Origin of the sequence: Nocardia sp. NPDC058176 (assembly GCF_042883805.1) — a bacterium.
Classification (GTDB): Bacteria; Actinomycetota; Actinomycetes; order Mycobacteriales; family Mycobacteriaceae; genus Nocardia.
The window spans coordinates 66241-89556 of the sequence record NZ_JBHVVA010000006.1; the positions used below are offsets into that span (position 1 = coordinate 66241).

Genomic DNA, 23316 nt, shown 5'->3' on the forward strand with positions numbered 1-23316 from the left:
CCACCGTTCAGGGGCGCAGCACCGAGACCAGGAAGTCGGTCTGGTCGCGGACGACCTGCTCGAAGACATCGTCGAAGTACACGTCGAAGTGGCCGACCGGGTACTGCTTGACCACCGCGTGCTTGGTGCGCTCGGCGGCCTTGCGGGTCGGGGCGGCCGGGGCGATCGAATCGTGCTCGGCGATGGCATAGAACACCGGGACTTTCAGTGCCTTGGCGCGGCGGCCGGGTGCGTCGAACAGAGTCGAGAAGGCCACTCGCGCCGCGACTTTCGGCTCGTAGGTCGAACTCTCCTCGGCCAGCCTGCCGAAGCCCTCCGGCACGTCGGAGGCACTCATCAGTGCCGCGGCCCGCTTGCGCCCGGCCAGCCGGATGCCCACCGGCTTGCGGCGGATCGGGCCGAACAGCACATCGGTGACGGCGATCGTGGCGACCTTGGTCAGGCTGATCGGGCCCTTCGCCATCGACGAGGACCACCCGCTGGTGAACGGCACCTGCGCGACCACCGCGGCGAGATAGTCGTCGTCGGGCGCCACCGCGAGCACGTGCCCGCCGCCGAAGGAGGTGCCCCACAGCGCGATCCGGGTGGCGTCGAAGCCGCGGATACTGCGCGCGTAGGCGATCGCGGCCTTCCAGTCCTCGCGCTGCCTGGCGATGTTGAGCAGCTGACGCGGTGCGCCCTCGCTCGTCCCGAAATGCCGGTAATCGAAGGCGAGCACCCCCATTCCCGCGGCCACGAACCGCCGCGCATACCGATCCAACCCCATCTCGCGGGTAGCCCCCAGCCCGTGTCCCATGATCACCAGCGGTCGCGGTCGGGGCGCGCCGTCGGGCAGGTAGAGCCACGCGGCGCATTGCTGGTCACCCGAAGGGAAACTGACGTCGACACGTTCCATGAGTGATCACGGTACCGAGTACTCTGTACGAGCGGACGAGTCGGCCGGGCGACCGCGGTGACGGGAACGGGTACATCAGGTGCCGCTGCCCGCTGCCGAGGAAAGTCCGGACTCCACAGAGCAGGGCGGTTGTTAACGGCAACCCGGGGTGACCCGCGGGACAGTGCCACAGAAAACAAACCGCCGCGCGCAGGCGCGGTAAGGGTGAAACGGTGCGGTAAGAGCGCACCAGCGCCCCGGGTGACCGGGGCGGCTAGGTAAACCCCGCCCGGAGCAAGGTCGAAGGTCGCACCTCGCGGTGCGGCTGCGCAGGTGTTCGAGGGCTGCTCGCCCGAGCCTGCGGGTGGACCGCTCGAGGCACCCGGCGACGGTGTGTCCAGATGGATGGTCGCCCACCGATGCGAATCGGGGACAGGATCCGGCTTACAGGTCGGCTCGTCCGCCTACGGCGACGACGAAGGCGGCGGACCCGCAGGGGTTCCGCCGCCTTCGCTCCGCTCGGGAGAACTCAGCACATGAGCTTGGACATCTGGTAGATCGCCTGCGCCTCTTCGTCGGTCGCGGTGGCCGAACCGTTCGTGGAACTCGCCACGATGCCCGCCACGGTGTCGGACTCCGACTTGCCCGCGGCGATGTCACCGCAGGTCTGCGTCAGCACGCCGGCGACGGTCTTGTCGTCACGGCCCTCGGCCAGCTTCGGGAAGGCGTTGCGGTAGCTCACCACGAACATGCCCGCCTTGCCCGCGTCGACCTCGGCGGTCGGGGCGGCGGAGGTGGACGGGGAATCGGCCGTGGTCGAGGAGTCGTCGCCACAGCCGGACAGCAGCAGGGCGAAGACGGTGGTGCTGGCCGCGATGGCGGCGGTAGTTCTGCTCACGCAGCGGGATGCTAGCCGCCCAGGAAACACCTCGCCCCCCGTGCAGTGAACGGGGGGCGACATGTTCGCGACTCGAATCAGTCCACTAGGTGGGGTTGATCACCAGCAGCTTGGCCCAGAAGGTGGCCTGATCCGGACCGAGGATCGGCAGCAGGTAATCGAAAATCAGCGACGACATACGCTCGGAACTCCCATTTATCGACGTGGGTGGTGCACTGCCCGGCGAGTGCCGGGTGTACCGCCGCCACAGTAACAATTGCCGGGTCCGGCACCGGTCGCGTGTATCGGCTCGGTGAATATGCGCTGGAACTCGTCGGGAACGTGAGCGAGGTCATAGAGTGTTCGCCGTCGGCAGGGCTCGCTGCCCAGGGTTCGCGGGCCCAACACATTCGATCGCGGAAGCAGGTCTTATTCAACATGCGGGTAGTTCGTTCCATTGTCGCCGGTGCACTGATCGCCGGAGCCGCTGCGGTTTTCACCTCGCTGGGTGCCGGATCGGCGAGCGCGGTCGCGGTGACCCCGCTGGCGGGTGGGGTCCAGGTCGACCTCAGCCCGGCCGATACCGCCTGGGTCTCCCAGTCCCGGATCGGCCTGACCATCGCCGGGCTGCCGCATCCGTCGGCGGCCTCGTTCGGTGAGGCGCTCGACGCGGCCGCGACCGTGTCCTCCGCCGTGCCCAACGGCCGGGTCACCTTCACGGTCTTCGGCCCGTTCGATCAGCTCAACGGCACCATGCTGGCACTGCAGTAGTTCCTCGCCCTAACCTGCCAGGATGGAACTCCATCAGCGGATCGTCTCGGCGCCGGTCGACTTCGGCGCCATCCGTTCCGAATTCGGACTGGCCTCGGAATATCCGGCCGAGGCCGTCTCCGACGCCCGCGACGCGGTCGACGCGTTCGCGGGCACCAGGGCCGATCGCACCGATATCGAGTTCGTGACGATCGACCCGCCCGGCGCCATGGATCTGGACCAGGCGCTGCGGCTGGAACGCACCGCGACCGGCTTCACCCTGTACTACGCGATCGCCGATGTCGCCGCCGTGATCACACCGGACAGTGCGCTCGCCCGCGAATCCGAATCGCGCGGCCAGACCTTCTACCTTCCCGACGGCACGGTGCCGCTGCACCCCACGGTGCTGTCCGAGGACGCCGCCAGCCTGTTACCCGGGCAGAATCGTCCCGCCGCCCTGTGGACGATCGAACTCGACGAATCCGCTGTGCCCCAATCCTTTTCGGTGACGCGCGCGATGGTGCGCTCCCGCGAGCGCTTCGACTACGCCCGGGTGCAGGCCGATGCCGACGCGGGCACACTGCACCCCCCGCTGATCGCGCTGCCCGAATTCGGGCGGCTGCGGATCGAGGCCGGGCTCGACCAGGGCGCGATCTCCCTGCGGTTGCCCGCGCAGGACGTGGTCCGCCACGGTGACGAATGGCGCCTGGAACTGGAGCCGCGCACCGCCGCCGACGACTGGAACGAGCAGGTCTCGCTGCTCACCGGGATGTGCGCGGCCCGGATCATGCTCGAGCACACCGGCACCCCGATCGGCTTGCTGCGGACCATGCCGCCCCCGCCGCAGAGCGCGATCGACTCGATGCGGCGCACGGCGGCCGCGCTGGGTGTCGCCTGGCCCGCCGACGTGCCGGTCGGCCGGATACTGGCCGGCCTGGACGCCAACACCCCCGCGGCCCTGGTCCTGATGTCGGAGGCCACCGGCCTCCTGCGCGGCGCGGGCTACACCCTGCTGGCCGACCTCGACGACCCCGCCGCCGACAAACTGACCCACAGCGCCATCGGCGCACCATACGCCCACGTCACCGCCCCGCTGCGCCGCCTGGCCGACCGGTTCGTCACCGAGATCTGCCTGGCCCACTGCGCGGGAACCGAAGTCCCGCAGTGGGTGATCGACGGCCTCGGCCCCGCCGTTGAGACGCTGCGCCGCACCGACGCGGTGGCAGGCAAGGTGGACCGCGCATGCGTGGACCTGACCGAGGCGACCGTGCTGGCTTCCCGAGTGGGTACCGAGTTCTCCGCCGTCGTCCTGCGCGAGGCCAACGGCTCGCGCCCCGCCGAGATCTTCGTCGCCGAACCACCGATTCTGGGCCGCTGCGCAGGAAATCCCCCGGAAGGGCGCACAGTTCAGGTGCGGCTGACCGCCGTCGACCCGGAAACCCGGACGATCACCTTCGGCTACGAGCCCTGATCGCGGCGGCCGGCTCGCCGGTCCAGGTGGCTATAGTGACCGCCGGAGGGGATCGGGAGCGGAGGGGAGCATGACAGTCATCGAACGTTCATTTCTCGGAGACTCGGCATGAGCACCGGACAGCAGACTGCGGAGACGCTCACCACAACGCGGTGCGCGTCGACTACGACGCGGGAAATCCGCATTCGCCCGATCCGTCCGGAATCTGGACGGTCAACGGTGATCTGGTCTTCGTGCCTGGGCGCGACGGTGGCGACGTCACCGTGCACGGAACCCGCACGGATTACCCCTCCCTCGAGGTGTATCAGGAACGTCAGGACGGCAGTGTGAAGGAGATTGTCGTCGATCCGGCGGTGACCGGTGGGGAACACGGACCGATCGCGAATTTGCCCTTCCACCACGAGATCCCGGGATCGGACCCGAAGGTGCTCGACAAGTTCAAGGCCATCCAGAAGTTCCCCGAAGGTGATCCGGGGCCGGGCTATCCGGGTACCTACGACCTGCCCGGCACCAAGGCGGGCGAGACCGACAATCCGCCGGTGGTCCGCAAGATCACCCCGAGCGATATGCCGCTCGGATGAGCGGCACGACCACGCCCCCCGCCGAGCGATACTGGAGGACCGCGACGCTGTCGTTGCCGGTGTTCGCCATGCTCGCGTTCGCGCTGGCGTTCCTTTCCGCGGCGCTGCTGGACGGAACCACCGGCCTGCCGGAGCGGTTGGCCTTCCCGCTGGGCTCGCTCACCGGAGTCCTGGTCGCGGTCCCCGTGGCAGTCGTTCTTCTGCGGTGGGATGGACGTGTGGTCGCGCGCGGAATCGTGCTGGGGATTCTCGTTGCCAGTGGGCTGAATATGATCGTCGGCGCCGGCATCGGAATCTGGGGATAGTCGATGAACGACACCGAGAGAATTTCGGTACGCAACAGGGCGTTCGGTCCGTACGGCTTTCTCACTGTCGCCGTCGTCTTTCCGGTGGCTGTGCTCTACGGACTTGCGATGCGCGATGCCGACGTGCCGGGGGTGCCCCTGCCGATCTGGTCGGCGTTCGCCGTCGGCTGGCTGGTGGCGTTCACCGTCGGTGGCCGAGCACGCGAATTGGCCGTCGGTCTGCTGCTCGGTGGCACCGGCCTGCTCGTATCCGTGCTGCTGTACCCCTCGATCCTCGTTCTCGCCGTAGCCCTGCCCGCGACGGTGGTCTGGGCAGTGGTTGTCGCGGTACGCCGCCGGGGCCGTCCCGACGAGTCGTCCGCCTCCGGTTAGCGCTTCCGCAGACCGCACGGCGCGGCTGACCCTTGCGGCGTACGACTGCGCGGATCACCCGGCGGAGACGAAGGCTGCGGCGGCCGGGTAGCGGGCGAGGGCTTGGCCTGCGGCGGCTTCTTCGGTGTCGGCGAGGAGTTCGAAGAGGGTGGCGGTCGGGCCGTGGGCGTCGGTGCCCACCGTGAGGATCGCTTCGCGGGATTCCACGGCGTCGCGGTGGTCGCCCAGGACCGACTGCAGGCGTTTGGCGCGGGCGCCGAGGTCGTGGGCGTCGGGGCCGAGGGTCGCCGCGGCGGCTTCGCAGGAATAGCGTAAGCGCTTGGCGCCCTTGCGGATGTCGTGCAGCAGCTCCACGCGATCGGCGGGGGTGGCGGTGGGTTCGGCGAAGACCAGCTCGCGCAGGCGGGTGCGGTCGCGGCGCAGGATCTGTTCGAAGACGGTGATCGCGTCCTTCTCGGCTTTGGCGGTCGAGAGTGGGGGATCGGTGCGCCAGGTGGTCAGTGTCTCGACCAGGCGGTGGTAGCGCTCGCCGTCGAGTTCGGTCAGCACGGCGGCGTGGGCGGTGGCATAGGCCTGCCGGGACGCGCCGACCAGGGCATCGGTGACTGCCGCCGGGACCTCGTCGAACGTGGCCAGCAGATCGGTGAAGCGTTCGGCGCGCACCTCGGCGTCGCGCGCGACTCCGAGCAGGTCGGCCAGCCACTTCAGCTCGGCCTCGGTGGCAGCCGCCTCCTCCTTGACGAACAGCTTGCGATAGGAGCGCAGGACGCTGCGCAGCCTGCGGGTGGCGACCCGCATCTGGTGCACGGAGTCGTACGCGTCGACCCGCACGTCGGGTTCGGCGGCCATCAGCCGGTCGATGTCCTCGCGCAGTGCCGCGATGACGGCTGGTCCGGCTTCGGTCGCCATGATGTCAGTCTCGCTTCCCGAACGTGTCGGTCGCTTCCACCAGATGATGGGTGATGCCGGGCTCGTGGGCGGTGTGCCCGGCGTCCTCGACGATGTGCAGGGTCGAGGACGGCCACGCGTTGTGCAGGTCCCAGGCGCTCACCGCCGGGCACACGATGTCGTGGCGGCCCTGCACGATCACCCCGGGGATGTCGGCGATCCGATCGATGTCACGGAGCAACTGTCCCTCGTCGAGGAATCCGCCGTGCCGGAAATAGTGGTTTTCGATCCGGGCGAAGGCGAGGGCGAAGCGTGCCTCGGCGGTTTCGGCGACCCGATCCGGTTGCGGCAGCAGCGAACTCGTCGCGCCCTCCCATGTCGACCACGCCACCGCGGCGTCGAGGGCGACCTGGGGATCGGGGGAGTGCAGCAGTCGGTGATAGACCTCGACGAGATCGCTGTCGCGCTCCTCGACCGGCACCGGCGCGAGGAATTTCGCCCATTCGGCGGGGTACACATTGCCCGCCGCGCCGTTGTAGTACCAGTCGATCTCCTTGCGCCGCAACAGGAAGATCCCGCGCAACACCAGTTCGGTGACGCGCTCCGGATGCGCCTCGGCGTAGGCCAAGCCCAGCGTGGAACCCCACGACCCGCCGAACACCTGCCAGCGTTCGATTCCGAGGTGCTCGCGCAGCAGTTCCATGTCGGCGATCAGATTCGGGGTGGTGTTGGTGTCCAGGCTCGCGCCGTCGGCGATGTGCGGCACCGACTGTCCACAGCCACGCTGATCGAACAGCACGATCCGGTACACGGTGGGATCGAAGAAGCGCCGCTGCAGTGGTCCGGTGCCGCCGCCGGGTCCGCCGTGCACGAACACCACCGGCTTGCCGTCGGGATTCCCGCTGACCTCCCAGTACACCGACTGCCCGTCACCGACCGCGAGCAGCCCGTGCTCGAACGGCTCGATCTCCGGGTAGAGGGTCCGCATCAGAACGCCAATCCCGAAGCCAGGTCCGGCAATTCGAGCGAGGTCAGCGCCTCGGTCCGCACGTCGGCGCAGGCCGCGGTGGTCACCCGGTCGATGATCGCCTTGTCCGCGAGCACCTGCCCGTTGATGCCACCGTTGCGCAGCGCCCACTCGTGCACCATCGCGTTGAGCGAGAACCGCCCCAGCGTCGGCCCCTGCACCCGGAAGTTCGACAGCTCCGGCTCGATCATCCCGCACAACTCCGCCGCGGCGGCATCGGTGATCGCGACCTCCCCGGCACCCGCCGGACCGCTGGTCTTCGCCGCGCCACTCGTCGCCGAGGCCGCCGAGGTGGTGCTGCCGGAACTACCGGTGGACACGGCTTCACCACCGCCACAGGCGGTCAGGCTCGCGACGGCGAGCACACCCGCCAGCAGGACAACAGGTCGAGAATTCCAACGGCGGTGCGGCATCGGTACCTCTACTCGAGTCGAATGTATCGACTCCGAGTCTGCCACCTACCTCGCACCACCGGCCGGGGCACGATGGCCGAACCCGGTTGCCAGACGGTCGAGCAGGTCGTCGACGAACTGTTCGAACCGCCCGCCGGTCGTATCGATGGTGCGCCACGGATGCAGCGCGACCAGCGGAGCGAGCTGCTCGGCGAGCTGGAGCTCGCGCGCCCCGATCGGGGCATCGCGGCCCAGCGCGGCCAGGAAGGCGGCGCGGTGCCGTCCGTGCAGCAGTCGCATCGACAGCATCGGGTGGGTGATCACGGCATCGCCCCAGTCGAAGATGGCGGTCTGCGCGTCGCGATCGAGCGACGGGGTCGGCGTCGCTCGATCGCTCGGCATCGTCGGATCAGAAGCTGTGCTCGGGCCCGGGGAAGGTGCCCTGGCGGACTTCGGCGGCGTAAGCGGTTGCGGCGGAGCGGAGTTCGTCGCCGACGTTGCCGAAGCGCTTGACGAACTTGGCGGTCTTGCCGCTGGTGTAGCCCGCCATGTCCTGCCAGACCAGGACCTGGGCGTCGCAGTCGGCGCCGGCGCCGATGCCGACGGTGGGGATGGTGAGCTTGTGGGTGACCTGGCCCGCGAGTTCGGCGGGGACCATTTCCATCACCACGGAGAAGGCGCCTGCCTCCTGGACGGCGATGGCGTCGGCGATCAGCTGTTCGGAGCCGTCGCCGCGGCCCTGCACGCGGAAGCCGCCGAGGGTGTTCACGCTCTGCGGGGTGAAGCCGATGTGGGCCATCACGGGGATGCCCGCGGAGGTGATCAGGGCGATCTGCTCGGCGACGCGCTCGCCGCCCTCGAGCTTGACCGCGTGCGCGCCGCCCTCCTTCATGAAGCGGGTGGCGGTCGCGAGGGCCTGCTGGGGCGAGGACTCGTAGGTGCCGAAGGGCAGGTCGGCCACGACCAGGGCGTGCGGTGCGCCGCGGACCACGCCGCGCACCAGCGGGATGAGCTCGTCGACGGTGATCGGCACGGTGGTGTCGTAGCCGTAGACGACGTTGGCGGCGGAGTCACCGACCAACAGGACGGGAATACCCGCCTCTTCGAACAGTCGCGCGGAGGAGTAGTCGTAGGCCGTCAGCATCGACCAGCGTTCGCCCTCGGCCTTCATCTGCTGCAGATGCTGGACGCGGGTCTTGCGGCGGGGCTTGGCGGTGGTGGCGGGAGCGGCACCGTAGGCAGGGGTCTGCTCATCGGATACGGACATCATCGTCCCTCTTTCGTCTGGTTCCTCGAGGCCCGTCACCGGGTCCCCGGGTGTGTCTGACGAATCCAGTGTGCCACCTCGACACGAACCGATTTAAGGGCCGGTGGCGGTGTGATCGGTCACACCCTCGGTTCGGCTACCGTGAGAACGAGCCCCTCCGTGCGGAACGGGCGCATCGAGATGTGCGCCCCGTCGGCGCGGAAAGGTGGACCCACCGTGCAGCGAGGTCGGCTCGTCGTGATCATCGGTGCGATTGCCGCGCTGATCGTCACCGGATGCAGCACCAGTGCGGACGCACCGAGCGCCGAGCTGCCGCCCCCACCGCCCGGGCTGGACACCTTCTACTCCCAGCAGGTCGACTGGGGTTCGTGCGAGACCTTCGGCGGACCCGAGGACCGGCTGCCGCCCAACGCCCAGTGCGCGCGGGTCACCGTGCCCGTCGACTACGCCCGCCCGGACGGTCCGACCGCCCAGATCGCGCTCTCGCGGCTCCCGGCGACCGGCCGCAAGGTCGGCTCGCTGCTGATGAATCCCGGCGGTCCCGGCGTCTCCGGCCTGTCGATGATCACCGTCGGCACCCGCACCGAGCTGGCCGAGAAGTTCGACCGCGTCGGATTCGATCCGCGCGGCGTCGGCTCCTCGCTGCCCGCGATCGTCTGCCTGACCCCCGAGCAGGCCGACGCCGAACGCGCCGAACCGCCGACCGACAACACCCCGGAGGGCATCGCCGCGGCCGAGGCCGACAATCGCGAGTACGCCGACCGCTGCGCCCAGCGCACCGGTGCCGACCTGCTCGCCCACGTCGGCACCCGCGAGGTGGTCCAGGACATGGACGTCCTGCGCGCCGCGCTCGGTGACCCCAAGCTGAGCTACCTCGGCTACTCCTACGGCACCCGCCTCGGCTCGGCCTACGCCGAGAAGTTCCCGCAGAACGTGCGCGCCATGGTCCTCGACGGCGCGGTGGACTCCTCGCAGGACCCGGTCCAGGAGTCGCTGCGCCAGGCCGCGGGCTTCCAGGGCGTGTTCAACGCCTACTCCACCGAGTGCGCCGCCCAGGCGGACTGCCCGCTCGGCGCCGACCCGGCCCAGTCGGTGGCGCGCTTCCGCGCCCTGGTCGGTCCGCTCGAGACGACCCCGGCCGCGACCGACGACCCGCGCGGGCTCAGCTACAACGACGCGATCACCGGCGTCCAGCAGGCCCTCTACAGCGACGAGATGTGGAACGTGCTCACCCAGGGTCTGATCGAACTGGCCGACGGTCGCGGCGACACCCTGCTGCAACTGGCCGACATGTACGACGGCCGCCGCCCGGACGGCACCTACGCCAACACCCAGGACGCCTTCAACGCCATCCGCTGCGTCGACGACCCCCGCATCACCGATCCCGCGGTGACCGGACTCCAGGACACCGAATACCGCAAGGCCGCGCCCTTCCTCGACGACGGCAAGGGCACCGGTGCCGCCCCGCTGGAACTGTGTGCCGCGTGGCCGGTGCCCAACACCAGCGAACCGCATCGGGTGTCGGCGCCGGGTCTGCCGGTCACCGTCGTCGTCTCCACCACCGACGACCCGGCGACGCCGTATCAGGCAGGCGTCGATCTGGCCGAACAGCTGGGCGCGGACCTGGTCACCTTCCGCGGTAATCGGCACACCGCGGCGCTCGTGGCGGGGGATCAGTGCCTCGACAGCACGATCATCGACTACCTCGTCGACCTCGCCGCGCCCGGACCCGGTCTCACCTGTTGAACACTCGCGGACCTCACCGCGCCACGTCGTGGCCGGTGAGATGGGCGAATGGAAAGACTGGATCGCAAACCCGTTCGCGTATGTAACACGGATTTAACGCCAGGTGCCTACTCTCGCCCGTATGGATCGCCAGAAGGAATTCGTGCTGCGGACGCTCGAAGAGCGGGACATCCGCTTCGTACGTCTCTGGTTCACCGACGTACTGGGCTACCTCAAGTCGGTCGCCATCGCCCCCGCCGAGCTCGAAGGCGCCTTCGAGGAGGGCATCGGCTTCGACGGTTCGGCCATCGAGGGCTTCGCGCGCGTGTCCGAGGCGGACATGGTCGCGCGCCCCGATCCGTCGACCTTCCAGGTGCTGCCCTGGGCCAGCTCCAAGGGCCACCAGCACTCCGCGCGGATGTTCTGCGACATCACGATGCCCGACGGTTCGCCGTCGTGGGCCGACCCGCGCCACGTGCTGCGCCGTCAGCTGAACAAGGCCGCCGACGTCGGCTTCAGCTGCTACGTGCACCCCGAGATCGAGTTCTTCCTGCTGCGTGAGCAGCTCAAGGACGGCTACGAACCCACCCCGGCCGACAACGGCGGCTTCTTCGACCAGGCCGTGCACGACGCCGCGCCGAACTTCCGCCGCCACGCCATCGACGCGCTCGAGTCGATGGGCATCTCGGTGGAGTTCAGCCACCACGAGGGCGCGCCCGGTCAGCAGGAGATCGACCTGCGCTACGCCGACGCGCTGTCGATGGCCGACAACGTGATGACCTTCCGCTACCTCATCAAGGAGGTCGCGATCGACGAGGGCGTGCGCGCGACGTTCATGCCCAAGCCGTTCTCGCAGTACCCGGGCTCGGCCATGCACACCCACATGAGCCTGTTCGAGGGCGAGTCCAACGCCTTCGCCGACGCCGACGACCCGAACAACCTCTCGGGCACCGCGCGCTCGTTCATCGCGGGCATCCTCGAGCACGCCCCCGAGATCAGCGCCATCACCAACCAGTGGGTGAACTCCTACAAGCGCCTCATCCACGGCGGCGAGGCCCCGACGGCGGCCTCCTGGGGCCGGTCCAACCGGTCGGCGCTGGTGCGCGTGCCGATGTACACCCCGAACAAGTCCTCCTCGCGGCGCGTCGAGATCCGCAGCCCTGATTCGGCCTGCAACCCGTACCTGACCTTCGCGGTGCTGCTGGCCGCCGGTCTGCGCGGCATCGAGAAGGGCTACACGCTGCCGCCCGAGGCCGAGGACGACGTGTGGTCGCTGACCGCCGCCGAGCGGCGCGCCATGGGCTTCCGCGAGCTGCCCGGCACGCTCGACGAGGCGCTGCAGGCGATGGAGCGTTCGGAACTGGTCGCCGAGACCCTCGGTGAGCACGTCTTCGACTTCTTCCTGCGCAACAAGCGTCGCGAGTGGGCCGACTACCGCAGCCAGGTCACCCCGTGGGAGCTCAAGGAGTACCTGAGCCTGTAGTGAGCCGGTGGTCACGAGGACGTGACGCCACCGTGGCCTGGAGCATGTAGTTTTATCGCATGGTTCGGCCACCGACTGCCCGCTCCGCTGTTCCCGGCGTAGGTCGGCTCGGCTTACTAGAGCCGACCGCCGCGGACTCCCTGCACCAGCTCGGCTGGGACAATGTCGACGGCGTGCCCGTGCTCTGGGCGCTGTCGCGGTCACCCGATGCCGATCTCGCCCTGTCCACGTTGGTCCGGCTGCGCGAATCGCTCGGAACCGACTGGGGTGAACTGGATTCGGCGATCCGCACCGAGACCACGTTGCGCGGCAGGCTGTTCGGGTTGCTGGGCTCGTCCACCGCGTTCGGCGACCACTTGGTGGCCACCCCGGACGCGTGGAAGATCCTGCGCGCGAAGGAACTTCCCGATCGAGACGCGGTGATCGCCGATCTGCTCGACGCGGTCGACGCCGTCCCGGAGACCGGGCCCAACGCGGGACCGATGCTGTATCGCGCCGGGATCGCCGGCCCGGAGGCGATCGCGTTGCTGCGCAAGCGGTATCGCGATCAGCTGATGCTGCTGGCCGCGATCGACCTGGCCTCCACCGTGGAGAACGAGCCGGTCCCGCCCTATCTGGTGGTGGGCAGACAGCTGTCGGACCTGGCCGATGCCGCGCTCACCGCGGCACTGTCGGTCGCGGTGGCGCGGGTGTGCAAGAACGGCGAGGTGCCGGTACGTCTCGCTGTCATCGCGATGGGCAAATGCGGTGCGCGCGAACTGAACTACGTCAGCGATGTGGATGTGGTCTTCGTCGCCGAACCGGCCGACGCGACCGCGACGCGGCTGGCCGCGGAGATGATGAGCGTGGCCGGCTCGGCCTTCTTCGAGGTCGACGCGGCCCTGCGCCCGGAGGGCAAAGCGGGTGCGCTGGTGCGCACCCTCGATTCCCATCTCGCCTACTACAAGCGCTGGGCCCGCACCTGGGAGTTCCAGGCGCTGTTGAAGAACCGGCCGATGACCGGCGACCTCGCCCTCGGTCAGCAGTATCGCGACGCGATCATGCCGATGGTGTGGACCGCCTCGGAGCGTCCCGATTTCGTCACCGACGTGCAGGCCATGCGCCGCCGCGTCGAGGACCTGGTCCCCGCCGACCTGCGCGAGCGCGAGCTCAAGCTCGGCGCCGGCAGCCTGCGCGATGTCGAATTCGCCGTCCAGCTCCTGCAATTGGTGCACGGCCGGGTCGACGAGGCGCTGCACGTCACCAATACCGTCGAGGCGCTCACCGCGCTCGCCGCCGGTGGGTACGTCGGCCGCGACGACGCCGCCAACCTCACCGCCTCCTACGAATTCCTGCGCCTGCTCGAGCACCGCCTGCAGTTGCAGCGGCTCAAGCGCACGCACACCCTGCCCGCCGCCGATGACGAGGAGGGCATGCGCTGGTTGGCGCGCGCCGCCCACATCCGGCCCGACGGCCGCCAGGACGCGGTCGGGGTGCTCGACACCGAGATCCGGCGCAATTCGATGCGGGTGCGGCGCCTGCACGGCAAGCTGTTCTACCGGCCGCTGCTCGACGCGGTCGCCCGGATCGACTCCGACGCGCTGCGCCTGAGCCCCGACGCCGCCGTCCGCCAGCTCGCCGCGCTCGGCTACGGCGCACCGGCGAACGCGCTCGGCCACCTCAAGGCGCTCACCGGCGGGGTCTCGCGCAAGGGCCGCATCCAGGCGCTGCTGCTGCCGACCCTGCTCGAATGGCTCGGTGACACACCGAATCCCGACGCGGGCCTGCTCGCGTACCGGCGCGTCTCGGAGGGGCTCGACGATCAGATCTGGTTCCTGCGCGAACTGCGCGACGAGGGTGCCATCGCCCAGCGGCTGATGATCGTGCTCGGTTCCTCGGAATACCTGCCCGACTTGCTGATCAATGCCCCCGAGACCATCCGCATGTATGCCGACGGTCCCGGCGGTCCGCAGCTGCTCGGTCCGCAGCCCTCCGACGTCGCCCGCGGCATCCAGACCGCCGCCGCCCGCTACGACGATCCGAAACGCGCTGTCGCGGCGGCCCGTTCGCTGCGCAGGCACGAACTGGCCAGGGTCGCCTCGGCCGATCTGCTCGGCATGCTCGACGTGCCGCAGGTGTGCGCGGCGCTGTCGTCGGTGTGGGTCGCGGTGCTCGAGGCGTCGCTGCGCGCGGTCATCCGGGCTTCGGAGGCCGAGCGTGGTGCGCCCGCGCCCGCCGATTTCGCGGTGATCGGCATGGGCAGGCTCGGTGGCATGGAGCTCGGTTACGGCTCCGACGCCGATGTGCTGTTCGTCTGCGATCCGCGGCCCGGCGAGGACGAGACCACCGCGATGAAGTGGGCCATCGGCATCGCCGAACAGGTCCAGCGCCTCCTCGGCGCCCCGAGTACCGATCCGCCGCTGCAGGTCGACGCGGGGCTGCGTCCGGAGGGGCGCAACGGCCCCTTGGTGCGCACGCTGGCGGCCTATCAGGCGTACTACGCGCAGTGGGCGCAGCCGTGGGAGGTGCAGGCGCTGCTGCGCGCCCACCAGGTGGCGGGCGATCAGGCGCTGGGTGTGCGGTTCCTGCACGTCATCGACCCGGTCCGCTATCCGGCCGGTGGCGTGTCCGCCGATTCGGTCCGTGAGATCCGCCGGATCAAGGCCCGCGTCGATTCCGAACGCCTCCCGCGCGGCGCCAACCCCGCCACCCACACCAAACTGGGCCGCGGCGGCCTGGCCGACATCGAGTGGACCGTGCAGCTGCTGCAGCTGCGTCACGCCCACGAGGTCCCCGGCCTGCACAACACCTCGACCCTGCAGTCGCTCGACGTCATCGAGGCCGAGGGCATCCTCGAGCCCGAAGACGTCGCCCTGCTGCGCGAATCGTGGATCACCGCCACCGCCGCCCGCAACGCCCTCGTCCTGGTCCGCGGCAAACCCTCCGACCAGCTCCCCGGCCCCGGTCGCCTCCTGTCCGCCGTCGCCCGCGTCGCAGGCTGGCCCACCGACGACGGCAGCGAGTTCCTCGACAACTACATGCGCATCACCCGCCGCGCCAAGGCAGTAGTCGAACGCGTCTTCGGCGGCTAGGGACACGAGAAAGGCCCCGTACCACTGGTACGGGGCCTTTCTACTGTTGCGCCGAGATCAGATGGCGCGGACGTCCTGGGCCTGGGGGCCCTTCTGGCCCTGGCCGACCTCGAACTCCACCCGCTGTCCCTCTTCGAGGGACTTGAAGCCCGAGCCGCCGATGGCGGAGTAATGCACGAAGACGTCGGGGCCGCCTCCGTCTTGGGCGATGAAGCCGAAGCCCTTTTCGCCGTTGAACCACTTAACAGTGCCTTGAGTCATGTGTTTAAAAGTCTTTTCCGTAGGTGAGCCACGGCGATCACTTGCGATCAGCCCAGTCTCAGCAGCCAAGTATGCCATACTCTTCGGCAAACTGCGCATTCGGACCTATAAGACCACGTTGTGGGCGGCGTCTGCGGTTCGATCCCGGGCGTGTCGCGCCTCGTGGACGCGGGTATGAGCGCCCGCGCCACATGCCTTCGCGGGGTGTGCCAATCTGAGCGGTATGGGTGAGATGAACGAGGGGGACTCCGGTCATGTCGACCTGGCGCTGCGGGTGCTCGACGCGCACGTGGCGTTCACCAAGGAGCAGCTGTTGCAGCCGGCGGGTTTCCTCGAGCTCGTTGTCGAGGAGGTCGACGGATTGCTCGCGGAAGCCGAGGAGCTGACCCTGGCCGAGTCGGTGACCCGCGAGCAGATCAAGGGGGTCGCGCACAAGTACGCCGTGCAGATCCCGGTGGAGGGCGCGATCCCCGAACTCGTCGGTGAGGTCGCCGCGCGGCTCTACAACCATCGCGCCAACGACGAGATCCCGGTCGGCGAGGTCGTCGACAGCCGTCGCTTCGACGAATTGGCTGCCGCCGTGGCCGACATGGGGGTCACCCACCGGTTGGTGCGGCTGGTGCTCAGCAGCCCGGTCACCGTCGACGCCTGTGTCGAAGCGGTCCAGCGCGCGGTGGTCACCGCGGTCGACGACGGCCGCCACGGCGAGGGCGGCGGACTCGCGCAAACGCTGCGCGGCGCGCTGGCCCGCCTGGCCGAGCCCGCGCTGCCCGCGATCGAGAACGGCGTCGGCAGGCTCACCCGCACCGGCGCGCGATTCGTGTTGCGCGGCAACCGCGCCGACGCCGACGACGTGCTGCTCGACACCGCCCGCGAGACCTGGCGCAAGCACGCCGACGACTCGATCGGCTCGTTTCGCGACCTGGTCTCGGCCGAGGACGTCGAGGACGTCGTCGTGCTCACCTTCGAGTTCTGGCGCACCTTCCGCGACACCGACTACTTCCACGCCCTGCTCGACGAGGGCATCGACCACGTCTTCGACAAGTACGGCGACACCCCGCTCACCGAGCTGCTGGCCGAGCTGGGTATCGGTCGCGAGGACCTGATCGAGGAGGCACTGCGCTTCGGCCCCTCGGTGCTCGGAAAGCTCGACGAGCGTGGTTATCTCGACACCGTGGTGCGGCGCAGGCTGGCCCCGTTCTACGCCTCGGCGGAGTTCCGGGCCGCGGTGGCGGGCACCGGGTAGTCCGCGGCGACCCGCCAGTCCTGTTCGGGCGCTGCCGCGTCGGTGTGTGTCGGTACGATCCGTGCAACGATGGGGCGGTTCGCCGCCACCGGATCGCGATCGAAAGGCTGCCGTGACACGTCTGTCCACCCTGCTCGACCAGATCGACTCCGGTGCTGTGCTGCTGCCCGAATTCCAGCGCGGCTACGTATGGAATCGGGACCAGGTGCGTGGACTCATGCGGTCGCTGTACCTCGGGTACCCGGTCGGTGGGCTGCTGGTGTGGGAGACCGGATCCGAGGAGATCGCGGTACGCGGTGCCCCCGGCGGATCGGGGCTGCGCCAGTTGCTGCTCGACGGCCAGCAGCGCATCACCACCCTCTACGGGATCGTGCGCGGGACCGCGCCGTCGTTCTTCGAGGGCGACGCCATCGCCTTCACCGGGCTCCATTTCGATGTCGAGCGTGAGGTTTTCGAGTTCCAGGTGCCCGGACGCGACACCAATCCGGCGTGGATCGATGTCACCGAACTGTTCGCGCTGGGGCCGATGCACTACCTGGCCCGGTTCACCGATGTGGCGCCGGAGACCCTCGCGGTCTATCTCGACCGGCTCAACAAGCTGCGCGAGATCACCCACCGAGAGTTCAACGTCGAGACGATCACCGGGTCCGATCGCACCGTCGACGAGGTGGTCGACATCTTCAACCGGGTCAACTCCGGCGGCACCAAGCTGTCCAAGGGTGATCTGGCACTGGCGACGCTGTGCGCGCAGTGGCCGCAGGCCCGCGGCAATCTGCGCGACCACCTGATCCGCTGGGACAAGGACGGCTACACCTTCACCCTGGACTGGCTGCTGCGCAATGTGATCGCGGTCGGCAACGGGCGCTCGCACTTCGACGCGCTCGGCGATCTGGACCCGGTCGAATTCGAGCAGGCGCTGAGTTCGACCGCGACGCAGGTCGACACGTTCCTCGACACCGTCGCGGGCAGGCTCGGCCTCGATCACGACCGAGTCCTGATGGGGCGCTACGCCATTCCGGTGATCACCCGGCTGCTGTTCCTCAACGGCGGCCGCTTCGACAACGATCTGCACCGCGACCGGGTGCTGTACTGGTACGTGCACTCGGCGCTGTGGGGCCGGTTCAGCGGCTCCACCGAGACCTTCCTGCAGCAGGACTACGACACCCTCGAACGCGGCGGTATCGACGGTCTGATCGCCTCGCTGGAACGGTTGCGCGGCGGTTCGCTCGACATCTGCGCCGACGATTTCGCCGGGGCCACCCGCGGGTCGCGGTTCTATCCGCTGCTGTATCTGCTTGCCCGCGTGGACGGTTCGCGCGATCTCGGCACCGGGTCCGAATTGGGGATCGAGCAGTTCAGCGAGCGCACGCCGGTGCAGGTGCATTACCTGTTCCCGAAAACGCTGCTGCGCGAAGCCGGATACGAGCGCAACGAGATCAACGCGATCGCCAACTTCTGCTTCCTGAGCCCAGGCTCGGAGGCCGAGCTGGGTGATCGTGAGCCGGGCGACTACTTCGCCGAGGTCGAGCAGCGCAACCCCGGAGTGCTCGCCTCGCAATGGATTCCGACCGATCCGGCGCTGTGGCGGGTGGAGAACTACCGCGAGTTCCTGCGCGCGCGGCGCAAGCTGCTCTCCGCGGCGGCCGACGCGTTCCTCGAACAGCTGCGCACCGGCACGCTGCACCGGCCGACGCTGCTGACGGTCGGCGTGGCCGGGGTGACCCTCGGTGATCCCGCCGTCGATCAGGTGAACGCGCTCGTCGACGACCTCATCGCCGACGGCTTCGGCTTCCCGCTGCTCGACAGCGAGGTCTCCGACCCGGTCACCGGCCGCGAACTCGCTGTCGCCGAGGCGTTCTGGCCCGAGGGGCTGCAGCCGGGCGTCGGCATGCCGGTGGTGCTCGTGCTGGAACCGGCCAATGCCGACCTCACCCGCTTCGCCCAGCTCGGCTACGCGGTGTTCACCTCCGTCGACGCCCTGCGCGGCTACGTCGGCAACCTGCGCGCCGAGGCCTCCGGCGCCACCGGCCCCGACGGTCCGGCCGCCGATGTGGCCGCCCTGGCCGAGCGGTTGCCCGCCACCTGGGTCGGCAACTCCGAGCAGGTCTGGTTCCACTACGCCTGGAACCAGCTCGAACACGACCGGGCGAGCGGCCCCGACGCGAACCTGGAACCCGAGCAGGTCGCCCTGCGCTACGTGGCCCTGTGGGCGCTGACCCGCACCTTCTACATCCACGCCTTCGACCAGGGCAACCCCGGCGAATGGCGCTACTACCTCGGCGACGTGATCGGCCCCGCCCCGCTCATCCCCTACGAGTGGCTGGCCCAGCGCGCGGTCGACTCCGGCGCCCTTGCCCCCGGCGCCGCCCCCGGCGACGAGGACATCGCGATCGCCCTGGTCCACGGCGTCATCGAAACCGTCGACGAGGTCGCCACCGCCCTCACCTACCTCCTCGGCGGCCCCGGCCTCTTCGCCTCCCTCTGGGCCTCCGCGGGCGCCGCCGAACACTACGGCTACCCGCTCTCCCCGGACCAGATCAACGACCTCATCAACCAGGTCGTCAACGACCCGGCCTCCCGAAAGATCCAGGCCTACAACTGGATCGAGGAAGGGTTGCCGCTGTAGCGCGTCCGCGTGATCACCGGTCGGACGGATCGGTGATGTGGTGGGGGACCGGCGGGGTGGCGGCCGAGTGCGCACCGGCGACGAAGGCGGCGCAGTCCTGTCCTGACTTGTCGCCGTCGGCGTCTTCGACACCGCTGTTGACGTCGACCCCGAACGGGCTCACCGCGGTGATCGCCGCGCCGACATTGGCAGCCGTCAGCCCGCCGGCGAGTATCACCGGGCAGCCGAGTGCGGACAGTTCGGCCACGATCCGGGCGCTGATCGTCCAGTCGTGGGTGCGGCCGGTGCCACCGAGGCGATCCTCGGTGCGTGAATCGAGCAGTACCGCGTCGCAGTGGTCGGCAACGGCCCTGGCTTCTCGGACGGCGTCGGTGCCGGTCACGTGCACGGCTCGCAGGACGGTGCGGCCTCGTGCCGCTGCCCTGACCTGTCGGAGCGTGGCCGTCGACACCAACCCGTGGACTTGAATCGCGTCCACGCCGATCCGATCCGCCAGGGCGATGATCGCGTCGGCGTCCTCGAGGTGGGTGACGAGGACCTTGGTGACGAACGGCGGCACCAGGGCGGCCAGACCGCGCGCCTCGTCGGTTGTGAGGCCGTCCTCGCTGAAATGAGTGATGCCCGAGATGAATCCGACCGCATCGGCCCCGGATTCCACCGCGATCCGCAGATCGGTCGCCGAGCGGATTCCGCAGATCTTCGCACGGACGGTCATGGCCGGGAGGCTACCGCGGTTTCTCGCTGGAAGGTGGTGACGAAGTCGCGGAGGGCGGTGCTGTCCTCGCGGTCGGTGGGGCGGTAGCCGTGGGCGACCTCGACGGTGATGGGGGTGCCGGTGGTGATGGGGAGTTCGGTCCAGCAGGTGGGCAGGACCGGGAGTTGGATGGTGCGGGTGGCGACGGTGAGGGTGATCGACGAGGTGTAGCGGGTCGCGAGCAGGGTCAGTTCGTCGACCGCGTGCTCGGTGAGCGGGCCCGCCGCGGTGAATTCCTCGATGTACATCGGCCACCTCCTGGGGGTCAGGGTAGTCCACAGAGAAGCTTTAGCTTCGCCACAAGTCGGTCGAAAGTGGGGCGATTTAGGCTGGCCCGATGATGCGTAAGTGGATGGACCGGGTGCTGCTCGGTCTGGGGTGGGGCGCACTGGCGGCGGCGGTGACGGGGATCGTGCTGCACGCCGGGAACTGGCAGCGGCAGGGTCTGGTGCTGCTGGCCTCGGGGGCGACGTGGTTGATGCTGGGGGCGATCGTCGGGCTGATCCTGGTGCTGGCGGCCCGGGGATGGCGCAGTGCGGCGGCCGCCGCGGTGGTCGTGGTCGGGGTGGGGTGGACGCTGATTCCGCCCTACATCCCGGACAGCCGCGCCGCCGACGGCCCGGAACTGGTGGTGCTGCAGTCGAATCTGTACTTCGGTGCGGCCGATCCGGCGGCGGTGGTCGCGACGGTTCGCGACAATGCCGTCGACGTGCTCACCGTCAACGAACTGACCTTCGACGCCGTCACGAAGCTGCGCGCGGCGGGCCTGGAGGACGCGCTGCCGCACTTCTACACCGAACCCACCCACGCCGGTGGAGGCGGCACCGGCATCTACAGCCGATACCCGTTGCGCGACACCGTGAAATACGACGGCTTCATCCTGCACAACCTGTCCGCCACACTGGAACACCCCGAGCGCGGCCCGATCTCGGTCTACGCCTTCCACCCGGTCCCGCCCACGGCCGACTTCCCGGCCTGGTCGGCGGAGATGCGCCGGGTCGACGAAATCCTCGCCACCGCAACCACACCCGCCGTCGTCGGCGCGGATTTCAATGCCACCCGCGATCATTCGGCCTACCGCGCCCTGCTCGACGGCCCGTTCGCGGCCGCCGCCGAGCAGACCGGTGACGGTGTCCTGCCCACCTATCCGGCGGATCGCCGGTGGGGGCCGGTGATCGGGATCGACCACATCCTGCTCGCCGGTGGCGTCGCCCAGTCGGTGCGCACGCTCACCCTGCCGGGCACCGATCATCGCGCGATGCTGGCCACGGTCCGCCTCGAGCGTTGACGTCGGCGCGCCCGCTGCGATTACCATGTGAGCGCTCGACCGCGGACCGCTCGGTGTCCGCGTCATTCTCCGGGGAGGAATGCACATGAGGAGACATCGGTTCGGCATGGCCGTGGCCGCCGCACTGGCCAGTGCGGGGATGCTCGTATCCGGTTGCACGGCAACGACGGTCGCCAGCGACCAGGCGGTACCGGTGCTCGATGATCCGTGGGAGGTGGCGGGTGCCGCGTCGAGCACCAGCCCCAGCGGGCCGCGTCCCGGTGTCCCCGACAGCGACAAGCGGGCCGAGAACGGTGACAACGGCCCGATCGACAAACTCGCGCTCAACGCCATCGCCGATATCGAAGAGTACTGGCAGACCGAGTATTCCAAGACCTTCCGCGGCAACTTCAAGCCCGCCTCGAAGTACATCTCGTGGTCGGCGACGGCACCGGAGTCGGAATCGGTGAAGTTCTGCCTCAGCAGCACCTACCAGCTGGTCAACGCCGCGTACTGCCCGCTCAACCACACCATCGGCTGGGACCGTTCGGTGCTGCTGCCGCTGCTGGTGGACAAGTACAAGGAGATGTCGGTGGTGATGGTGCTGGCCCACGAGTACGGCCACGCCATCCAGTCCCAGGCCGATCTGCTGCGCGGTTTCACCACCGACGCCCTGGTGAAGGAACAGCAGGCCGACTGCCTGGCCGGTGTCTTCCTGCGCCATGTCGCCGAGGGCAATTCGAAGCACTTCACGCTCAACACCACCGACGGTCTCAACGGCGTGCTCGGCGCGACCGTCGCCGTGCGCGACCGCGACCCCAATGATCCCGACGCCGTGCACGGTTCGGCCTTCGAACGGGTCACCGCGGTGCAGATGGGCTACACCCAGGGCGCCAAGTCCTGCAAGGACATCGACGAGGACGAGATCGCCCAGCGTCGCGCCGGGCTGCCGGTCACCTTCGAGGACGGCGAACGCGACGAGCAACTCCCGGTGAACAAGGAGAACCTCAGCTCACTGGCCGACCAGCTGGCCAAGTCGATGCCGGTGGGGAACGCGCCGAAGTTCGACTACACCGGCCTGACCCGCAACTGCGCCTCGACCACCACGACCGAGCTGGTGTCCTACTGCCCCGGCAGCAACACCATCGGCACCGATCTGCCCGCCATGGCCGAGCGCGCCGGCGAGGGGACGCGGGGCAAGGAGGAACCGCTCTCGGCGGTCGTCACCGGCGACTACAACGCCGCGGTGGTGTTCGTGTCCCGCTACGCCCTCGCGGTGCAGCAGGACCGCAAGCTGTCGCTGACCGGCGCCGAGACAGCTGGCCTGCGCACCGCCTGCCTGTCGGGCGTGCTCACCACGAAACTCAGTGAGCCCGGCAGCGATCCGCGCCTGTCGGCGGGTGACCTCGACGAGGCCGTCTCGGGCCTGCTCGCCGACGGCCTCGCGGCCGCCGACGTCAACGGCAAGGTCGTGCCGAGCGGGTATCAGCGCCTCGAGGCGTTCCGCACCGGGGTCCTCGAAGGCGAGCAGGCCTGCCTGAAGCAGTTCAAGTAGGTCAGCGCGCCGCGGGCAGTGACCGCAGGGAGCTGAGGGTGTTCGCCACCGCGCGGGCGGCCTCGGCTCCCTTGGTCACGAAGTGGTTGGTGTAGTAGTCCACGTGCTCGCTGTGCTCGTGGAAGTGGTGCGGGGTGAGCACCACCGAGAAGACCGGCACATCGCCGTCGAGCTGCACGCGCATCAGGCCGTCGATCACCGCGGAGGCGACGAAGTCGTGGCGGTAGATGCCACCGTCGACCACCAGCGCGGCGGCGACGATCGCGTCGTAGCGGCCGGTGGCGGCCAGGCGCTTGGCGTGCAGCGGGATCTCGAAGGCACCGGGCACGTCGAAGACGTCCACGAGCGCCGGGTCGAAACCGAGATCGGCGTATTCGGCGACGAACCCCTCGTGCGCCCGGTTGACGATGGAGCTGTGCCAGCTGGCACGGATGAAGGCGACGGCGCCGGTAGACGTGGTTCCCATGGACCGAGTCTACTTTCCGGTAAATCTGCCCCGGAAGCGTCGGATCATTCTGATTCCG

At 69.1% G+C, this 23316-nt stretch carries 23 protein-coding genes and 1 other RNA gene; 13 read left to right on the forward strand and 11 right to left on the reverse strand.

The genetic code is table 11. From position 1 onward, the window contains the following. Nucleotides 1-7 precede the first annotated feature (7 nt). Nucleotides 8-895 (reverse strand): alpha/beta hydrolase, encoded by an 888-nt coding sequence (locus ACFVVM_RS26855; RefSeq protein ID WP_387623672.1) that lies wholly within the window; start codon nt 893-895, stop codon nt 8-10. Nucleotides 896-931: 36 nt separating this feature from the next. Between ACFVVM_RS26855 and rnpB the strand changes: the two genes are divergently transcribed. Further along, an RNA gene (gene rnpB, locus ACFVVM_RS26860) (RNase P RNA component class A) lies at nt 932-1337 on the forward strand. 66 nt (nt 1338-1403) lie between these two features. On the opposite strand, the gene ACFVVM_RS26865 is transcribed toward rnpB, so the two are convergent. Beyond that, complete coding sequence (locus ACFVVM_RS26865) at nt 1404-1772, reverse strand: hypothetical protein (RefSeq protein WP_387623674.1); 369 nt, start codon at nt 1770-1772, stop codon at nt 1404-1406. Between the two features lie 417 nt (nt 1773-2189). On the opposite strand from ACFVVM_RS26865, the gene ACFVVM_RS26870 reads away from it, so the two are divergent. The 5 genes from ACFVVM_RS26870 to ACFVVM_RS26890 all read left to right on the forward strand — a co-directional run bounded on the left by ACFVVM_RS26870 (nt 2190) and on the right by ACFVVM_RS26890 (nt 5230). Then, nucleotides 2190-2522 carry a hypothetical protein gene (locus ACFVVM_RS26870; protein WP_387623677.1) on the forward strand — a complete coding sequence of 111 codons (333 nt, stop codon included), beginning with the start codon at nt 2190-2192 and terminating at the stop codon, nt 2520-2522. Nucleotides 2523-2544: 22 nt separating this feature from the next. Further along, nucleotides 2545-3972, forward strand: a complete 1428-nt coding sequence (locus ACFVVM_RS26875) for an RNB domain-containing ribonuclease (protein WP_387623680.1) — start codon at nt 2545-2547, stop codon at nt 3970-3972. 152 nt (nt 3973-4124) lie between these two features. After that, complete coding sequence (locus ACFVVM_RS26880; RefSeq protein ID WP_387623682.1) at nt 4125-4553, forward strand: hypothetical protein; 429 nt, start codon at nt 4125-4127, stop codon at nt 4551-4553. Beyond that, on the forward strand, nt 4550-4858 hold the full coding sequence (locus ACFVVM_RS26885) for a hypothetical protein (protein WP_387623685.1): 309 nt from the start codon (nt 4550-4552) through the stop codon (nt 4856-4858). Before ACFVVM_RS26880 ends, ACFVVM_RS26885 begins: the two co-directional genes overlap by 4 nt. Nucleotides 4859-4861: 3 nt before the next feature. Beyond that, entirely contained in the window at nt 4862-5230 is a 369-nt protein-coding gene (locus ACFVVM_RS26890; protein ID WP_387623688.1) for a hypothetical protein, read from the forward strand. 54 nt (nt 5231-5284) lie between these two features. On the opposite strand, the gene ACFVVM_RS26895 is transcribed toward ACFVVM_RS26890, so the two are convergent. The 5 genes from ACFVVM_RS26895 to panB are packed head-to-tail and all read right to left on the reverse strand — an operon-like array spanning nt 5285 to nt 8804. After that, nucleotides 5285-6139 (reverse strand): CHAD domain-containing protein, encoded by an 855-nt coding sequence (locus tag ACFVVM_RS26895; protein WP_387623690.1) that lies wholly within the window; start codon nt 6137-6139, stop codon nt 5285-5287. 4 nt (nt 6140-6143) lie between these two features. Continuing rightward, nucleotides 6144-7106, reverse strand: coding sequence for a prolyl aminopeptidase (pip, locus tag ACFVVM_RS26900; RefSeq protein ID WP_387623693.1), 963 nt, complete (start codon nt 7104-7106; stop codon nt 6144-6146). Next, entirely contained in the window at nt 7106-7558 is a 453-nt protein-coding gene (locus ACFVVM_RS26905; RefSeq protein ID WP_387623695.1) for a hypothetical protein, read from the reverse strand. The genes pip and ACFVVM_RS26905 overlap by 1 nt, the downstream gene beginning before the upstream one ends. 45 nt (nt 7559-7603) lie before the next feature. Further along, a complete protein-coding gene (locus ACFVVM_RS26910; RefSeq protein ID WP_387623697.1) occupies nt 7604-7939 on the reverse strand; it encodes a hypothetical protein in 336 nt (111 codons plus the stop codon). Between the two features lie 7 nt (nt 7940-7946). Further along, on the reverse strand, nt 7947-8804 hold the full coding sequence (gene panB / locus ACFVVM_RS26915) for a 3-methyl-2-oxobutanoate hydroxymethyltransferase (RefSeq protein ID WP_387623700.1): 858 nt from the start codon (nt 8802-8804) through the stop codon (nt 7947-7949). Between the two features lie 180 nt (nt 8805-8984). Between panB and ACFVVM_RS26920 the strand changes: the two genes are divergently transcribed. From ACFVVM_RS26920 to ACFVVM_RS26930, 3 genes are all read left to right on the forward strand, one after another. After that, entirely contained in the window at nt 8985-10550 is a 1566-nt protein-coding gene (locus tag ACFVVM_RS26920) for an alpha/beta hydrolase (RefSeq protein ID WP_387624332.1), read from the forward strand. A 121-nt stretch (nt 10551-10671) separates the two neighbouring features. Further along, nucleotides 10672-12012, forward strand: a complete 1341-nt coding sequence (glnA, locus tag ACFVVM_RS26925; RefSeq protein WP_387623702.1) for a type I glutamate--ammonia ligase — start codon at nt 10672-10674, stop codon at nt 12010-12012. 59 nt (nt 12013-12071) lie between these two features. Next, nucleotides 12072-15083, forward strand: coding sequence for a bifunctional [glutamine synthetase] adenylyltransferase/[glutamine synthetase]-adenylyl-L-tyrosine phosphorylase (locus tag ACFVVM_RS26930; protein WP_387623705.1), 3012 nt, complete (start codon nt 12072-12074; stop codon nt 15081-15083). Between the two features lie 57 nt (nt 15084-15140). Here ACFVVM_RS26930 and ACFVVM_RS26935 read toward each other — a convergent pair whose 3' ends face one another. Further along, nucleotides 15141-15344 (reverse strand): cold-shock protein, encoded by a 204-nt coding sequence (locus ACFVVM_RS26935; RefSeq protein WP_056821080.1) that lies wholly within the window; start codon nt 15342-15344, stop codon nt 15141-15143. Nucleotides 15345-15567: 223 nt separating this feature from the next. Here ACFVVM_RS26935 and ACFVVM_RS26940 point away from each other — a divergent pair, with 223 nt between their 5' ends. Together ACFVVM_RS26940 and ACFVVM_RS26945 are read left to right on the forward strand one after the other, a co-directional pair. After that, nucleotides 15568-16590 (forward strand): hypothetical protein, encoded by a 1023-nt coding sequence (locus ACFVVM_RS26940; RefSeq protein WP_387623706.1) that lies wholly within the window; start codon nt 15568-15570, stop codon nt 16588-16590. A gap of 112 nt (nt 16591-16702) precedes the next feature. Next, nucleotides 16703-19216, forward strand: a complete 2514-nt coding sequence (locus ACFVVM_RS26945; RefSeq protein WP_387623707.1) for a DUF262 domain-containing protein — start codon at nt 16703-16705, stop codon at nt 19214-19216. Nucleotides 19217-19229: 13 nt separating this feature from the next. Here ACFVVM_RS26945 and ACFVVM_RS26950 read toward each other — a convergent pair whose 3' ends face one another. Together ACFVVM_RS26950 and ACFVVM_RS26955 are read right to left on the reverse strand one after the other, a co-directional pair. Then, entirely contained in the window at nt 19230-19931 is a 702-nt protein-coding gene (locus tag ACFVVM_RS26950) for a phosphoribosylanthranilate isomerase (RefSeq protein WP_387623709.1), read from the reverse strand. Beyond that, entirely contained in the window at nt 19928-20218 is a 291-nt protein-coding gene (locus ACFVVM_RS26955) for a hypothetical protein (protein ID WP_387623711.1), read from the reverse strand. Before ACFVVM_RS26955 ends, ACFVVM_RS26950 begins: the two co-directional genes overlap by 4 nt. Before the next feature lie 89 nt (nt 20219-20307). On the opposite strand from ACFVVM_RS26955, the gene ACFVVM_RS26960 reads away from it, so the two are divergent. Next, nucleotides 20308-21258 carry an endonuclease/exonuclease/phosphatase family protein gene (locus tag ACFVVM_RS26960; protein WP_387623713.1) on the forward strand — a complete coding sequence of 317 codons (951 nt, stop codon included), beginning with the start codon at nt 20308-20310 and terminating at the stop codon, nt 21256-21258. An 85-nt stretch (nt 21259-21343) separates the two neighbouring features. Further along, the gene (locus tag ACFVVM_RS26965) at nt 21344-22792 is read left to right on the forward strand and encodes a metallopeptidase (RefSeq protein ID WP_387623716.1); all 1449 of its coding nucleotides are present in this window, start codon (nt 21344-21346) and stop codon (nt 22790-22792) included. Between the two features lies 1 nt (nt 22793). Here the strand turns inward: ACFVVM_RS26965 and ACFVVM_RS26970 are convergent, their stop codons facing one another. After that, the gene (locus ACFVVM_RS26970) at nt 22794-23258 is read right to left on the reverse strand and encodes a 6,7-dimethyl-8-ribityllumazine synthase (protein WP_387623719.1); all 465 of its coding nucleotides are present in this window, start codon (nt 23256-23258) and stop codon (nt 22794-22796) included. Between the last annotated feature and the right edge of the window lie 58 nt (nt 23259-23316).

Bases quoted from the DNA above. Each gene is read 5' to 3' on its own strand.
- ACFVVM_RS26855 (WP_387623672.1), bottom strand. From the start codon at position 895: ATGGAACGTGTCGACGTCAGTTTCCCTTCGGGTGACCAGCAATGCGCC.
- ACFVVM_RS26870 (WP_387623677.1), top strand. From the start codon at position 2,190: ATGCGGGTAGTTCGTTCCATTGTCGCCGGTGCACTGATCGCCGGAGCC.
- ACFVVM_RS26875 (WP_387623680.1), top strand. From the start codon at position 2,545: ATGGAACTCCATCAGCGGATCGTCTCGGCGCCGGTCGACTTCGGCGCC.
- ACFVVM_RS26885 (WP_387623685.1), top strand. From the start codon at position 4,550: ATGAGCGGCACGACCACGCCCCCCGCCGAGCGATACTGGAGGACCGCG.
- ACFVVM_RS26890 (WP_387623688.1), top strand. From the start codon at position 4,862: ATGAACGACACCGAGAGAATTTCGGTACGCAACAGGGCGTTCGGTCCG.
- ACFVVM_RS26895 (WP_387623690.1), bottom strand. From the start codon at position 6,139: ATGGCGACCGAAGCCGGACCAGCCGTCATCGCGGCACTGCGCGAGGAC.
- pip (WP_387623693.1), bottom strand. From the start codon at position 7,106: ATGCGGACCCTCTACCCGGAGATCGAGCCGTTCGAGCACGGGCTGCTC.
- ACFVVM_RS26905 (WP_387623695.1), bottom strand. From the start codon at position 7,558: ATGCCGCACCGCCGTTGGAATTCTCGACCTGTTGTCCTGCTGGCGGGT.
- ACFVVM_RS26910 (WP_387623697.1), bottom strand. From the start codon at position 7,939: ATGCCGAGCGATCGAGCGACGCCGACCCCGTCGCTCGATCGCGACGCG.
- panB (WP_387623700.1), bottom strand. From the start codon at position 8,804: ATGTCCGTATCCGATGAGCAGACCCCTGCCTACGGTGCCGCTCCCGCC.
- ACFVVM_RS26920 (WP_387624332.1), top strand. From the start codon at position 8,985: ATGTGCGCCCCGTCGGCGCGGAAAGGTGGACCCACCGTGCAGCGAGGT.
- glnA (WP_387623702.1), top strand. From the start codon at position 10,672: ATGGATCGCCAGAAGGAATTCGTGCTGCGGACGCTCGAAGAGCGGGAC.
- ACFVVM_RS26930 (WP_387623705.1), top strand. From the start codon at position 12,072: ATGGTTCGGCCACCGACTGCCCGCTCCGCTGTTCCCGGCGTAGGTCGG.
- ACFVVM_RS26935 (WP_056821080.1), bottom strand. From the start codon at position 15,344: ATGACTCAAGGCACTGTTAAGTGGTTCAACGGCGAAAAGGGCTTCGGC.
- ACFVVM_RS26940 (WP_387623706.1), top strand. From the start codon at position 15,568: ATGGGTGAGATGAACGAGGGGGACTCCGGTCATGTCGACCTGGCGCTG.
- ACFVVM_RS26950 (WP_387623709.1), bottom strand. From the start codon at position 19,931: ATGACCGTCCGTGCGAAGATCTGCGGAATCCGCTCGGCGACCGATCTG.
- ACFVVM_RS26955 (WP_387623711.1), bottom strand. From the start codon at position 20,218: ATGTACATCGAGGAATTCACCGCGGCGGGCCCGCTCACCGAGCACGCG.
- ACFVVM_RS26960 (WP_387623713.1), top strand. From the start codon at position 20,308: ATGATGCGTAAGTGGATGGACCGGGTGCTGCTCGGTCTGGGGTGGGGC.
- ACFVVM_RS26965 (WP_387623716.1), top strand. From the start codon at position 21,344: ATGAGGAGACATCGGTTCGGCATGGCCGTGGCCGCCGCACTGGCCAGT.
- ACFVVM_RS26970 (WP_387623719.1), bottom strand. From the start codon at position 23,258: ATGGGAACCACGTCTACCGGCGCCGTCGCCTTCATCCGTGCCAGCTGG.